The sequence below is a fragment of the Gordonia amicalis NBRC 100051 = JCM 11271 genome, assembly GCF_000332995.1.
GTDB classification, from domain to species: Bacteria; Actinomycetota; Actinomycetes; order Mycobacteriales; family Mycobacteriaceae; genus Gordonia; species Gordonia amicalis.
On sequence record NZ_BANS01000013.1, the window covers coordinates 126,716 to 139,522 of the forward strand.

Annotated in this window: 14 protein-coding genes and 1 pseudogene; 8 read left to right on the forward strand and 7 right to left on the reverse strand. The window is 66.3% G+C overall.

Going from position 1 to position 12,807, the window contains the following annotated elements; all coding sequences use genetic code 11:
• Window positions 1-7: 7 nt before the first annotated feature.
• Entirely contained in the window at window positions 8-1,585 is a 1,578-nt protein-coding gene (locus GOAMI_RS06370; RefSeq protein ID WP_006435598.1) for an FMN-binding glutamate synthase family protein, read from the reverse strand.
• A 214-nt stretch (window positions 1,586-1,799) separates the two neighbouring features.
• Here GOAMI_RS06370 and GOAMI_RS06375 point away from each other — a divergent pair, with 214 nt between their 5' ends.
• On the forward strand, window positions 1,800-2,204 hold the full coding sequence (locus GOAMI_RS06375; protein WP_006435599.1) for a VOC family protein: 405 nt from the start codon (window positions 1,800-1,802) through the stop codon (window positions 2,202-2,204).
• A 7-nt stretch (window positions 2,205-2,211) separates the two neighbouring features.
• Here GOAMI_RS06375 and GOAMI_RS06380 read toward each other — a convergent pair whose 3' ends face one another.
• The 3 genes and pseudogenes from GOAMI_RS06380 to GOAMI_RS23770 all read right to left on the reverse strand — a co-directional run.
• Window positions 2,212-2,982 (reverse strand): DUF6319 family protein, encoded by a 771-nt coding sequence (locus GOAMI_RS06380; RefSeq protein WP_006435600.1) that lies wholly within the window; start codon window positions 2,980-2,982, stop codon window positions 2,212-2,214.
• A gap of 116 nt (window positions 2,983-3,098) precedes the next feature.
• Entirely contained in the window at window positions 3,099-3,683 is a 585-nt protein-coding gene (locus tag GOAMI_RS06385; protein ID WP_312028955.1) for an SDR family oxidoreductase, read from the reverse strand.
• Between the two features lie 76 nt (window positions 3,684-3,759).
• Window positions 3,760-4,182 (reverse strand): annotated as a pseudogene (locus GOAMI_RS23770) (SDR family NAD(P)-dependent oxidoreductase); the annotation flags it as partial.
• Between GOAMI_RS23770 and GOAMI_RS06390 the strand changes: the two are divergent.
• Both GOAMI_RS06390 and GOAMI_RS06395 read left to right on the forward strand, forming a co-directional pair.
• A complete protein-coding gene (locus GOAMI_RS06390; protein WP_006435602.1) occupies window positions 4,074-4,322 on the forward strand; it encodes a zinc-ribbon domain-containing protein in 249 nt (82 codons plus the stop codon). The pseudogene GOAMI_RS23770 and the gene GOAMI_RS06390 sit on opposite strands and share 109 nt — an antisense overlap.
• 90 nt (window positions 4,323-4,412) lie before the next feature.
• Window positions 4,413-5,918, forward strand: coding sequence for a protein adenylyltransferase SelO (locus tag GOAMI_RS06395; RefSeq protein WP_006435603.1), 1,506 nt, complete (start codon window positions 4,413-4,415; stop codon window positions 5,916-5,918).
• Window positions 5,919-6,018: 100 nt separating this feature from the next.
• Here GOAMI_RS06395 and GOAMI_RS23775 read toward each other — a convergent pair whose 3' ends face one another.
• Entirely contained in the window at window positions 6,019-6,264 is a 246-nt protein-coding gene (locus GOAMI_RS23775; protein ID WP_006435604.1) for a hypothetical protein, read from the reverse strand.
• Window positions 6,265-6,454: 190 nt separating this feature from the next.
• Here GOAMI_RS23775 and GOAMI_RS06405 point away from each other — a divergent pair, with 190 nt between their 5' ends.
• The 4 genes from GOAMI_RS06405 (at window position 6,455) to GOAMI_RS06420 (ending at window position 10,042) form a co-directional block, all read left to right on the forward strand.
• Window positions 6,455-6,826, forward strand: coding sequence for a TraR/DksA family transcriptional regulator (locus GOAMI_RS06405; RefSeq protein ID WP_006435605.1), 372 nt, complete (start codon window positions 6,455-6,457; stop codon window positions 6,824-6,826).
• 132 nt (window positions 6,827-6,958) lie between these two features.
• On the forward strand, window positions 6,959-8,002 hold the full coding sequence (locus GOAMI_RS06410) for an NAD(P)-dependent alcohol dehydrogenase (protein ID WP_006435606.1): 1,044 nt from the start codon (window positions 6,959-6,961) through the stop codon (window positions 8,000-8,002).
• 128 nt (window positions 8,003-8,130) lie between these two features.
• Window positions 8,131-8,868 carry a 1-acyl-sn-glycerol-3-phosphate acyltransferase gene (locus GOAMI_RS06415; protein ID WP_040004609.1) on the forward strand — a complete coding sequence of 246 codons (738 nt, stop codon included), beginning with the start codon at window positions 8,131-8,133 and terminating at the stop codon, window positions 8,866-8,868.
• Between the two features lie 82 nt (window positions 8,869-8,950).
• Window positions 8,951-10,042, forward strand: a complete 1,092-nt coding sequence (locus GOAMI_RS06420) for a YihY/virulence factor BrkB family protein (RefSeq protein WP_006435608.1) — start codon at window positions 8,951-8,953, stop codon at window positions 10,040-10,042.
• A 4-nt stretch (window positions 10,043-10,046) separates the two neighbouring features.
• On the opposite strand, the gene GOAMI_RS06425 is transcribed toward GOAMI_RS06420, so the two are convergent.
• Both GOAMI_RS06425 and GOAMI_RS06430 read right to left on the reverse strand, forming a co-directional pair.
• The gene (locus GOAMI_RS06425; protein WP_006435609.1) at window positions 10,047-10,832 is read right to left on the reverse strand and encodes a thioesterase family protein; all 786 of its coding nucleotides are present in this window, start codon (window positions 10,830-10,832) and stop codon (window positions 10,047-10,049) included.
• A 93-nt stretch (window positions 10,833-10,925) separates the two neighbouring features.
• A complete protein-coding gene (locus GOAMI_RS06430) occupies window positions 10,926-11,354 on the reverse strand; it encodes a DUF1622 domain-containing protein (protein WP_006435610.1) in 429 nt (142 codons plus the stop codon).
• 172 nt (window positions 11,355-11,526) lie between these two features.
• Here GOAMI_RS06430 and GOAMI_RS06435 point away from each other — a divergent pair, with 172 nt between their 5' ends.
• Window positions 11,527-12,741 (forward strand): cation:proton antiporter, encoded by a 1,215-nt coding sequence (locus GOAMI_RS06435; RefSeq protein ID WP_040004626.1) that lies wholly within the window; start codon window positions 11,527-11,529, stop codon window positions 12,739-12,741.
• The last annotated feature ends 66 nt before the right edge of the window (window positions 12,742-12,807 follow it).

Here is a 12,807-nt window from a genome sequence, read left to right on the forward strand (position 1 = left end):
GTTCTCCTCAGCTCGCGCTCGTCGCCGAAGGCGGAGCCGAACCGCCCTGGCGCTGATCGCTCATCAGACGTGTGATCTCCGCACAGTCGGCGTCCGACGGAAGACCCATACCCGGCGAGTACCCGTACACCTCGGTCATCGGTCTGGAGCTTCGCCGGCCGTCCAGAATCTCCACCGACTCGGTGGTGATGAGTCCCGGGTGGTCGACGCCGCAGGCCTGCGCGACCCTCGCCAGGTCACGGCGTAGCGTCGTGATGTAGTTCGCCGCTCGGGGCGCCTTATCGTCGGGCACCAATCCCCTTGTGAGCCAGCTGTTCTGCGTGGCAACACCCGTCGGGCAGGTGTCGGTGTGGCATTTCTGGGACTGGATACAGCCGACGGACAGCATCGCCTCGCGGGCGACGCTGATCATGTCGCATCCGAGTGCGAAGGCCTGGACGGCGTTGTCGGGTAGGCCGAGCTTGCCGCTACCGATGAACGTGATCTGCTGATGTAGGTTCCGCTCGGCAAAGATCCGATAAACCCTGCTGAACGCGAGGAAGAACGGGAGCGAGACGGTGTCGGCGAAGAGCAACGGTGCTGCGCCCGTGCCGCCTTCTCCTCCGTCGATGGTGACGAAGTCGACTCCGCGGCCGGTCGTCGCCATCAGGTCGGCGATCTGATGCCACGAGTCGAGGTCTCCGACCGCGGATTTGATGCCCACCGGCAGCCCTGTTTCGGCGGCGAGAAGTTCGACCCAGTCGAGCATGCTGTCGGCGTCGGAGAATTCGGCGTGCCGTGATGGACTCACGCAATCACGTCCCGCCGTGACGCCGCGCGCCTCTGCGATCTCCGCAGTCACCTTGGGGCCGGGTAGCAACCCACCCAGATTGGGCTTGGCGCCCTGGCTGAGTTTGATCTCGAGCGCGCGTACCGGAGCTCCGGCGACGACGGCTTTCAGGCGGGCGAGGTCGAAACGACCGTCGGCGTCTCGACAGCCGAAATAGGCGGTGCCGATCTGGAAGACTAGGTCCCCACCGTGGCGGTGATAGGGCGAGATCCCGCCCTCGCCGGTGTTGTGGAGCGCGCCGGTCATGGCGGCCCCGCGATTGAGTGCCTCGATGGCGTTCCCGGACAGGGCTCCGAAGCTCATCCCGGAGATGTTGACAACCGACGTCGGGCGAAACGCACCTGGTCGTCCACGTGCTGCGCCGACCACCTTCGCGCAGGGCAGGACCACCTCGTGGCCGGCCTCGGGTGCCGAAGCCGGCGCAGACGACTGGCTGAACGTCCGATGTTTGATCACCGGGAATCCGCTCGTGAACTCGACGTCGTTGTCGGTGCCGAACCCGAAGTAGTTGTTCTCTTTCTTGGAGGAGGAATAGATCCACCGGCGTTGATCGCGGGTGAACGGACGCTCTTCGTCGTTGGCGGCGACAATGTACTGACGTAACTCGGGTCCGAACGTCTCGATCCAGTAGCGCGCATGTCCGACGAGCGGGAAGTTGCGCAGCAACGAGTGCTCGCGCTGAAACAGATCTCGAACGACAACGGCCGCCGCTGTGGTGGCGGCACCGACTGCGACAGCAGACCTCTTGCGGCTCATCTGTCGAGTGTTCACCAGACGGGCCGGGTAGCGCCACGAATCACAGAGCCGGGATCCCGATTCGGGGCCGGCGATATACTGATCGACGCGTTGCGCTTCTTGATCCGCTCATCGGCGCGCTGTCCCCGACGACCTCCGGTCTCGCGTAGGTCGCCGTGGAACCGGCTGTCCCTCAACGGAAAACCAAATCTTGCAACGTCAGGAGAAGGCGACGATGCCGAACTTTCCTGCACTCACCCACGTCGCGATCACTGTCAGCGATCTCGACGCCAGCACTGCGTGGTACCAGAAATTGCTCGACGCCCAGCCCGTTCTGGACGAAGACGAAGAGTCCGGCAATTTCCACCACACGGTCTTCGCGCTCGGCGGTGGAACACTGTTCGGCCTCCACACCCACACCACGAATTCTGGCGGTACGCATCCGTTCAGCGAACTGAACGTGGGACTGGACCATATCGCGTTCGCCTGCACGCAATCCGAACTCGAGGACTGGGTCGCACGCCTCGACGAGGCTGGAATCGAGCACAGCGGAATCAAACACGCGCACTACGGGTCGGGGATCTCTTTTCGCGACCCGGACAACATCGCGCTGGAGTTCTTCGCCCCACCAGCCGGCTGACCTCGCGTCAGTCGTCCGTGGAGTCTCCGTCGAGATGGGCCAGAGCAGCCCGCGCGCTCTCCAACTCGCGGGTGAGCTCATCGATCCGCTCCTGAGCCGCGGCACGTGCGGACTCGATCACGCCGTCGACTGCCGCGACCGCGGTCTCGTCACCCAGTTCGCGCATCGCACGCGCCACCCGGTCTGCGGTCACCTCGGTTGCCTTGCCCTTCCTGCTGCCGTGCGAGACGGACACCGTCCACGTGTTCTCGCCCGCCGATGCCACGGTGACGCTCACCACCGACGCGGTCTTCGGGCGTCTGGGTGCCTTGGGCGGGACGGGTCTCGGCTTCACCGTGTCCGTTTCCGGTTCAGCGCGCGATGAGTGTTCGGTGCGCACCGCAGGTGCCTGAGGTGACTCCGCCTTCGGTTTCTGCGCAACGGGTTTCGGTGCAACGGGTTTCGGTGCCTGTGCGGGTTTCGGTGGCTGCCCGGGATTCGGCGCCGGTGTCGCCCTGGCAGCTCGCTGACGTGCGGAGGACACAGAGGTCGCTGCTCGGGTCTTCTGCAGTTCGTCGGCCTCGAACGGTAGCTGGTCGTCGACGCCCTTGGGGCTCACCATCACCGTGGATCCGTCGATCGACACGACGCGTGCCGATGCTCCCGCGTCGAGCCCCAGCGACGGCATCGGATCGCGTAGGTACACGGTGGCCCGCTTGCCTGCGGCGAGCGCCGCGGAGAGAGATTCCAGATCGTCGGGAGTCAGTCCCGGCCTTCGATGCGAACTCACACCGACCATCTTCGCACACGCGTGCGAAGAGAACACCCCCAGCCGAAGCGGACGGGTGCCAGGCCCATCGAAGCGGTCGATTCAACTCGTCGGCAGGTGCGCCACACGCGGGTGCAGGTCTGGATTCAGGCGCCGCGAGTCATTGCCAGCATGCCTCTGATGCCCAGTCCGGCCTTGGTGCCGCCGTCGCACAGGATGTCGGTGCCGGTGAGATAGCCCGGTTTGTCGCCGGCGCAGAAGGCCAGCAGTTCCGCGATCTCGTCCGGGCGGCCGAATCGTTTGAGTGCGGCGAACTCCAACAGTCTGGCCGACCCGCTCTTCTCCTCGAGCCGGCCCATCTCGGTGTCGAACGATCCCGGCGAGACGGACAAGATGCGGGCACCCCGAGCACCGAACGCACCGGCTCGGTCCGCCGAGTGACGGATGACGAAGTTCTTGCTCAGCGAATACGCCGAACCGGGATGCATCCTGGCCGGACCGCGGGATGCGTTCGCGATCATCTTGCGGGTGAACTCCTCGACGTCGCGCGTCGCCAGCCGGTAGGTGCGCCGCGGCACCATGACCGACGGCAGCATGTGCCCGGCGATGGACGCGACGTTGACGAGGGCGAATCCCTCGCCTGCGGCGGCAAGGGATGCCTCGGTGATGTTGATGGTCCCGACGGCGTTGATCTTGATGATCTTCTCCGCCGACCCCATCTGTGGACTCACCCCGGCGGCGTGCACCACCGCGCGTACGGGGCGCGGAGGCGGCGGAGGTCGCGAAGAGGGCGTCCACGGATCCGCGGTCGGTGATGTCGGCGACGACGTACCGAGCGCGGATCCCGCTCGACTCGAGATCGGCCACGGCGGAGGCCAGCGGATCCTCTCTGACGTCGGTGAGCACCACATGGTGGTCGCGACCCATGATCCTGGCGGTGGCCAGTCCCATCCCGCCGGCGCCGCCGGTCACGATCACAGTCCTGTCCATCGGTGTCGGGTCCCCTCTGTTGATATTCGGCGAGCCCAAGCCTAAGGCGTCTCGGACCATGCTGCTGGTCTCCGGAAGCAGTTGTGGCATGGAACTTCTCAACGGGCGGAGCCTCCGGTTCGGGGCCCGTGATGGTGGAAACGGTCGCCACGTCCTCCTTCTGGCACGATGGCGACGTGTTCTTCCTTTTCGGATTCGGTCGCAGGCAACAACATCTCGGTGCGGGACACACGAGGACATGCCCGCGATGCCACAACACCACCCAGTGGGCCAGGATGCGGGAGTACAGCCAATTCACGCTCTTCTTCATCCCGGTGGCGCGCTGGGGCCGTCGGCAGTTCGAGGCGTGTGGCATCTGCGGTGCCACCGTCGCGGCCTGAGCGATGTCGGAATCGGACGTGATCACACGCTGAAGGCGTCCCGGACGCCAACGTGACCAGGCGATACGAGGAAGTGGTTACGCTCGGGGAGTGGCTGCCACCGACTCCCCTGCACGCACATCCGACGCGATCACCGGCTTCGAGAGCACTTTCGCCGACGAACTGACGCCTCTTACCGTCGAATGGCGAGGCGCCGACGTCCCCGATCCGCGCCTTCTCGTCGCCAACGACCAGCTCGCGGCCTCGTTGGGTCTCGACGTCGATTCCCTGCGTACAGAAGACGGGATAGCGATCCTCTCCGGCGCGGCCGTGCCCGCCGACGGCAAGCCGGTGGCGACGGCGTACAGCGGTCATCAGTTCGGTGGGTATGCACCGCTGCTGGGAGACGGACGCGCCCTCCTACTCGGCGAGCTCGTGGACGTCGAGGGCCGTCGCGTCGACCTCCAGTTGAAAGGTTCAGGGCCGACACCGTTTTCACGAGGCGGGGACGGTTTCGCGGTGGTCGGGCCGATGCTTCGCGAGTACCTGGTCAGCGAAGCGATGCATGCACTCGGCGTACCCACCACGCGATCGCTGGCGGTGGTGGCAACCGGCCGCGGGATTCATCGCAACGGCGTCGAGCCGGGAGCGGTACTCGCCCGGGTCGCGGCGAGCCACCTGCGTGTAGGGACCTTCGAGTTCGCGGCGCGGAACGGGAGTGTTCTGCAGCCGCTCGCCGATTATGCAGTCGCGCGCCACTATCCCGACCTCGCCGAAGTGCCCACGACCGGTGGCGGGAACCGCTACGCGAAGTTGCTGGAGCGTGTGGTCGAGCGGCAGGCAGCGCTCGTCGCCCAGTGGATGCTGGTCGGGTTCGTGCACGGTGTGATGAACACCGACAACACCACCATCTCCGGAGAGACCATCGACTACGGTCCGTGCGCGTTCATCGACGCCTTCGACCCCGCGGCCGTGTTCAGTTCGATCGACCACGGTGGACGCTACGCCTTCGGGAACCAGCCCGCCGTCCTGAAGTGGAACCTCGCACGTTTCGCTGAAACGCTCCTCACGCTGATCAGTCCGACGCCGGACGATGCGATCGCCGTCGCGACGGCAACGCTGTCGACCTTTGACGCGCACTACGAGCGCCATCTCTACGACGGTTTGTCGGCAAAGCTGGGCCTGGCCGACACCTTCGTCGAGCACGAGGTGATCGACGACCTCCTGACGCTGCTGGCAGCCCATCGGGCCGACTGGACAGGTGCCTTCCGGGCGCTTGCGGAGGAACTCCGTGGACGAAGCACCCCGCTCGACATCCTTCTTCCGCGAGAGGCCTCGACGCAGTGGCTCGCGCGCTGGCGGGAAGCCCTGGCCCGACACGGTCGCGACGAGGCGGCCACCGCTGATGCGATGGACCGCGTGAACCCGCTCTACATCCCACGCAATCATCTGGTCGACGAAGCGTTGCAGGCTGCGAACGGCGGTGACCTCACGTTGTTCGCGGAACTGCTCGACGTCGTGACCAACCCGTTCGAGCGCCGCGTCGAATGGGTGAAGTACACGTCGCCCGCCCCCGACGAGTTCAACTCGTCGTTCCAGACGTTCTGCGGAACCTGAGCGTCCAGGAGTGTTCCGCGGAACACTCCGGCGGTCCGAAACGGGCTCACGCGTCGGCCGGTTGCGCGACCATGGACGTCATGTGGACGCTCACGAGGGTTCAGACCAGCGTCGGCGACTCGCCGGCAACGCGGAATTCGACGGCGGTGGCCCGCTCCATCGGGACGGTGTCGAGCATTGCGGTGGCGAACTCGGCGGGCACTGTCGCCAGCGCGGCTGTCGCCAATTCGGCAGGTACGGCCTCCAGCGCGGCCGTCAGCTCCTCGGCCGGGACCGTCGCGAGTGCGATCGTCGCGGGTTCGGCGGTGACGGCCGCCAGTGCGGTCGTCGCCGGAAGTATGGGCACAGCACTCAGTTTCGGGATCGCCGGGAGCCTCGGCGTCGTGGCGAGCCTGCTGTGCCGCGGGTGCGTCGGGTGTGTCGGTTGTATCCGGTGCACCGATTGCATCGGTTGTGTGGGGTGCATCAATTGCTCCGGCCTGCGCGGTGCGGTCGGTCTTCGTGACGTGCATGCGTGATTCCCGGGGTCGGTCACGGTGAACAGACCCGACCCGACCGAATCGGAGACATCGCTGATCATCGAACGCGCCCGAACGACGGCGCTCATCGAATCGATGTCCGCTCGGTTGGCCGCCGTCATCGAGGCGACAGCGGACGCTGCCTCCGACGACGAGCACGATCCCGAAGGGACGACGCTCGCCGTCGAGCGAGGCCAGCTGGTGGCCCAGCTCGAGCGGTCACGGGTTCGTCTGGACGAGATCGACGCTGCGCTCGAACGCGTCGGTCGCGGATCGTACGGACGCTGTGAGACCTGCGGCACGGTGATCGACCCCGAGCGGCTCGAGGTTCTTCCCGCGGCCCGGCAGTGTGTGCGTTGCGCGGCGCGGAATCCGTCCCGCCGATGGTGAACCCGACGATGGTGAACTCCACGACGCCAGGTCGAGAAGTTCATGTCGAGTTCGCCGGAAGATACATGCCGTTGCGCCCGGCCGAGTAGACCGGAGGTCGGGTCACTCTCTCCCGGATCGAAAGGTATGCGCATGAAGGCCATTCAGATCGTCAAACCAGGTCAACCCCCGCAATTGCGGGAAGTGGACAAGCCGGTGCCGGGTCCGGGCCAGGTGTTGCTGAAGGTGACGGCCGCCGGAGCGTGCCATTCGGACGACTTCGTGCTCAATCTGCCCGAAGAGGGTTTCGCCTATCCCCTGCCCATGACGCTCGGCCACGAGGGTGCGGGCGTGGTGGCCGAAGTCGGCAGCGGCGTCACGGGTGTCTCCGAAGGCACATCGGTCGCGGTCTACGGGCCGTGGGGCTGCGGCGTCTGCCACTTCTGCTCGCGGGGTCTGGAGAACTACTGCAGCCGGGCGGGCGAACTCGGTATCGCACCACCGGGGCTCGGCAACCCTGGTGCGATGGCCGAGTACCTGCTCGTCGACAACCGGCGGCACCTGGTTCCCCTCGGCGATCTGGACCCGGTGGCCGCGGTACCGCTCACCGACGCCGGACTCACGCCGTATCACGCGATCAAACCGAGCCTTCCGAAGCTGGTGGGCGGCACGACTGCGGTGGTCATCGGCGCCGGCGGCCTCGGACACGTCGGCATCCAACTGCTTCGTCATCTGACCCCCTCACGGGTGATCGTGCTCGACGTGAACGACGAGAAGCTGGCCTTCGCGCGCGAGGTCGGCGCCCACGAGGTGGTGCTGAGTGACGCCGACGCCGTTGCCAATGTCCGCAAGATCACCGGCGGTGAGGGTGCGACCGCCGTCTTCGACTTCGTCGGTCTGCAGCCGACGCTCGACATCGCGATGGGCGTCGTCGGCACCATGGGCGACGTGGTGATCGTCGGTATCGGCGACGGTGTCGCGGCCGCGAAGGTCGGCTTCTTCACCCAGCCCTATGAGGTGTCGGTGCGCGCACCGTACTGGGGAGCGCGCGATGAACTCATCGAGGTGCTCGATCTGGCACGGGACGGAGTTCTCGAGGTGGCGGTCGAGAAGTTCTCACTCGACGACGGCGTCGAGGCCTACCGACGACTGGCGGCGAATGACCTGCGCGGCCGGGCGGTCGTGGTGCCGGACTGAGCACGGTCCGGCTAAACACCTTCCGGACGCCACCACGGACGTGTCACCTGCGGTTCTCGTGCTCGAGGCCGCGGGTGACTTTCGTCGTTCGTTGGGCGAAGCCGCTAACCTACGGTACCGTAACTTCCGTGGATGTAGAGCTCGCCCAGTCTGAAGCCGTATACGCGCACTACCTGGATCACCAGCAGGACCGCGTACGCGCGAGGCTGATGTACGGGGTGCTCGCCGCCAGGATTCGGCCCGTCGTGCGCTTCACGTCCCGCGATCGTCTGGTTCGTACGGTCCGAAGCGGCAAGCCGTTGCTGATCGCCGCCAACCATGTCTCCCAGCGCGATCCGCTGGTGCTGGCGGCCGCGGGGTTCCGCTCCCCCATTCGACCCCGGATCGGCCACCTGCGCGTGTTGGCGAAAGACGAACTCTTCGAGGATCCGGAGCAGCGACGAAAGATCGACACCCTGGGCGGTATCCCGGTGTTCCGTCCGAAGGACCACGGCGTCCGAGCGGCTGCGGAGGCCGGACGGCAGATGTTCGGCGTCTGCGTCGAGCGAATGGTCCGCGGTGACAGCATCGCGGTCTTCCCGGAAGGGACCTGCAACGAGGGCGACGTCACCCGTCTGCAGAAACTCGGCACCGGCATCGGTCACATCGCCTACCGGGCGCTGAAGGCGGGGGTCGACGTCTCGCTGGTGTCCGCCGGGATTGCCTACCCGGACGACGGCGACCGTGCACGTCCACGCGTGACCTTTGGGGAACCCGTTGTCCTGGCGGGCTTCAAGGACGAAACGCCGGCTGCACTGACCAGGATCATCCAGGGGGATCTACAGGGCGTCGTCGACGAGGTGAGTCGGGTCGCTGCCCGGGCCTGAGGTCAGTCCGCCGTCGCTCACCAGTCCCCACTGGTCGCGGCATGAAGGGTTTGGTCCGCGAACCCCGCGGCTACACCGGGGTATGAGCAAGGATGAGCAGACCAAGGAACCGGACCGGGACGTCGATGTCCGCGACGTTGATGTCCGCGACGACCCGGAGCATGCCGATCCCGACGATCCTCGCAAACCGGAGTCGCCCACCGACCTGACGAAACCGTCGTTGATGTTCGTCCTGCGCAAGACGGCCCGCGAGTTCTCTCGCGATCAGTGCACCGACCTCGCCGCCGCACTCACCTACTACTCGGTGCTGTCGCTGTTCCCCGCGCTCCTCGCCATGGTGTCTCTGCTCGGTGTCTTCGGGCAGGGCGAGAAGACGGTCGACGCGGTGTTGACGATGGTCGAAGACCTCGGTCCCTCGGACGCGGTGGACACCCTCCGCGCACCCGTCGAGCAACTGGTGGCCGCACCGAGTGCCGGTCTCGCGCTCGTGCTCGGTCTCGCCGGCGCCCTGTGGTCGGCGTCGGGGTACGTCGGTGCGTTCGGGCGGGCGATGAACCGCATGTACGAGGTCGACGAAGGCCGGCCGATCTGGAAACTGCGGCCCGCCATGCTGTTGGTGACGCTCCTGGCCCTCGTCCTGGCTGCGGCAGTGGCGCTGATGCTTGCCGTCAGCGGGCCGATCGCGCGGTCCATCGGTGACGCCATCGGTTTCGGCAGCACCGCGCTCACGGTGTGGAACATCGTCCGCTGGCCGGTGGTGTTGTTGTTCGTCGTGGTGATCGTCGCGGTCTTGTATTGGGCCACACCGAATGTGAAGCAACCGAAGTTCCGCTGGATCAGCGCGGGCGCGGTCCTCGCGATCGTCACCTGGATCGTGGCGTCAGCGGCGTTTGCTCTCTACGTGTCGAACTTCGGCAGCTACAACAAGACCTACGGAGCACTGGCGGGCGTCATCGTCTTCCTGCTGTGGTTGTGGCTGACGAATCTGGCCCTGCTGTTCGGCGCCGAGTTCGACGCCGAACTCGAGCGGGGTCGACAGCTCCAGGCGGGTATGGCAGCCGAAGAGCGCCTGCAACTTCCGCCCCGCGACACCACTGTCTCGGACAAGAACGAGAAGATCCACCAGGAGTACATCGAAAAGGGGCGCGAACTGCGGAACTCCCGCGGTGGCTGACGGGTCAGGCGAACACCGCGACCGTCTGTGAGGCCTGGATGATCGGCCGGGATGCGCTGTCCCAGAGCGTCATCGACTGGTGCGAGTAGCCGTCGCGGGTGAACGTGCTCGACGATTCGAGCAACAACCACTCCGTTGGCTTGGGCACCTCGTCCGTGCAGATGTGCAATGTCCAGCTCATGGTGCTGATGGGTGCCCAGTCGGTGAACACCGCGGTTGTCGCGGGCGGCAGCGCGTCGGCCAGGGCGACGAGCGCGGTCGCCGGGTCGACCCCCTCGGCGCCACGGTGGCGGACCCAGGCGAGGAATCGCGGCGGCCCGTCGTTGGACATGGGGCCGGCGCCGCCCGCCTTGCGGATGTCGAAGTTGTCCACGAACGCGGGCCGGAGCGAGGACGCCTCCGAGAATGCCTGACAGTCGTCCGGGCCCGGAACCTCGGGTGTCACGACGAAATCGTGGGCGATCGCGCTGGGCCGCGGGGCGGCGAAGATCAGCGACGCGTGGGCGGCGACCTGTCCCCCGCTGACGGTCTCCACCGCGACACTCGTGGCCGAGCGGCCCTCGCGAAGACGGCGGGCGGTGATCGTCGCGGTGTCGACGACCGGCGCGCTGAGCAGGAACTGGGCAGACTTGAGCGGCGGGAGCGGGCCCCCCTCGGTCAGCTGCGCTGCGTGCACGGACAGTGCGGCCGTCAAGCCTCCGTAGGCGGTACGACCCTGCGTCCATTCGGCGGGCACGACGAAGTCGCATGTCGGATCGAAACGGGAAACGAGTTCGGCGAGTGTGGGCACGAGCAAGCTCCCTCACGCAATTATGACGGTCGGTATACCCGGCGAACGCTACGCTATGACGGTTTGCATAGGCAACCGCACTCCATCGGTCGGCTACTCCTCGACCGGCGAATGGGCAGACCTGGCCGCGGCGGCATCGCGCGCCATTGCCTCGCGCATGAGTTGCCCCCCATTGGTGAGCACCGCACGCCGCCACGGCAGCGTGCCCTCGATCTCGATCTGGATGGACATCGACAACACCGTCCGGATGACCACGATGATGCCGAGGATGACGGCGTCCTCGATGGACGGCTTCGAGGTGATCGTCCGGATGAGATCCGCGGCGACCAGGATCTCGAGACCGAGGAGGATCGCGGACCCCAGTGTGGTTCGTAGCACCGAGAAGGCCTCGCCGCCGCCCTCCTTGCGGGAGAGCGATCGTGCGCCGAGGACGATGGCGATCACAAACCCCACGATCATCGCCAACGCGCCGAGCCCCTCGAAGGCGACGGCGACGGCGGTGAAGACGTCCTCGAAATCCATGTGCGCCAGCCTATCCACGTCCGGGCGTTTCCAGAGGATTTCAAGGCCTGCGTGCTTCACGCCTCCGATCGTGTGGTTCGGTGTGCACTTGCCACTGACCGACCTTGAGCGAGCGTGATGGCCGACAGCGGTCGGGATACGATTCGTCGGTGTTGGTACGAGAGCGGTGTCGATGACCTCCGCATTGATCGCCATTCTGGTGATCGTCGGGTGGTCGTTTGTGGCGGGCGGGTTGTCCCGGGTCAGGATCTCGGGTGCGTTGCTGATGGTGATCACCGGCATGGTCATCGGACTGACCACCAGCAACCCGATCGGCTACGCACTCGACACCGACGATGCCGAACCGGCGGTCGAGCTGATCCTGGCGTTGCTGTTGTTCGTCGACGCGATCGAGGTCCGGGGCGGCTACTTCGCCGGCGAACGCCGAACGTCGTTCCGCCTGTTGCTGATTGCGATGCCATTGTCGATCGCGGCGGCCACGCTACTCGGCCTCGCACTGCTTCCGACCATGTCGGTGGGTGTGGCACTGGCCATCGCCTGTGTCGTTATCCCGATGGACCTGACGCCCGTCTCATCGCTGGTACGTGACCAGCGAATCCCCTCCAGGGTGCGTCACCTGTTGAACATCGAAAGCGGCTACAACGACGGGATCATCGCGCCGGTCTTCATCTTCGCGCTCACGCTCGCCGGCGACCACAAACACGCCTCCTCGCCTGCCGACGCACTGGAACAGGCAGTGCCCTCGGCCCTGTGGGCCGCGCTGGCGGGCAGTGTGATCGGATTCGTCGCGGCTCGGCTGACGAACATATCGGCGCGTCGCGGGCTCGCCACGGAACAGTCGATCAGGATCAGTCTCGTCCTCATCCCGATACTCGCCTACGGATGTTCGGTGCAGCTCGGCGGCAACGGCTTCGTGGCGGCGTTCATCTGCGGTATCGCCTACAAGGCAGCCCGCGAGGACGGGCCCGGTGACGAGCAGCTGCGCCTGGTCGACGACGTCAGCGGCCTCGCCGCACTCACGATGTGGTTCGTGTTCGGTTGCGCAGCCGTCCTGGTCTTCGAGCTCGGGTTCGTCTGGCAGCTGGTCGTTCTGGGGATCGCTGCCCTGACGGTCCTGCGGATCGTTCCCGTGTACCTGGCGCTCCTGCGGACCGACCTCGGTCGTCGCGATCGATTACTGGTCGGCGTTCTCGGCCCGCGTGGCACCGCGTCGATCGTGTTCGGTCAGCTCGCATTCAACGAACTCGACGGTCTGGTCGCCGACCAGACCCTCTACGCGATGACGGTCACGGTCCTGGCGAGCGTCCTGTTCCACGGTTTCGGCGCGGCTCTCATCGCTCATCGTCTCGGCCGGCGGAACCCGGCTCCGGAGTTGAAGTCCGACTGATTCTTTGACTTGCACGGCGGGTCGATCGCCCGGAGCGGCCGGTCGCTTGCCGGACCGTGACCGTTC

What these genes read in the sequence shown, in the direction of transcription:
- GOAMI_RS06375 (WP_006435599.1), top strand. Translation starts at nt 1,800, where the DNA reads ATGCCGAACTTTCCTGCACTCACCCACGTCGCGATCACTGTCAGCGAT.
- GOAMI_RS06410 (WP_006435606.1), top strand. Translation starts at nt 6,959, where the DNA reads ATGAAGGCCATTCAGATCGTCAAACCAGGTCAACCCCCGCAATTGCGG.
- GOAMI_RS06420 (WP_006435608.1), top strand. Translation starts at nt 8,951, where the DNA reads ATGAGCAAGGATGAGCAGACCAAGGAACCGGACCGGGACGTCGATGTC.
- GOAMI_RS06430 (WP_006435610.1), bottom strand. Translation starts at nt 11,354, where the DNA reads ATGGATTTCGAGGACGTCTTCACCGCCGTCGCCGTCGCCTTCGAGGGG.
- GOAMI_RS06370 (WP_006435598.1), bottom strand. Translation starts at nt 1,585, where the DNA reads ATGAGCCGCAAGAGGTCTGCTGTCGCAGTCGGTGCCGCCACCACAGCG.
- GOAMI_RS06390 (WP_006435602.1), top strand. Translation starts at nt 4,074, where the DNA reads ATGGTGGAAACGGTCGCCACGTCCTCCTTCTGGCACGATGGCGACGTG.
- GOAMI_RS06380 (WP_006435600.1), bottom strand. Translation starts at nt 2,982, where the DNA reads ATGGTCGGTGTGAGTTCGCATCGAAGGCCGGGACTGACTCCCGACGAT.
- GOAMI_RS06435 (WP_040004626.1), top strand. Translation starts at nt 11,527, where the DNA reads ATGACCTCCGCATTGATCGCCATTCTGGTGATCGTCGGGTGGTCGTTT.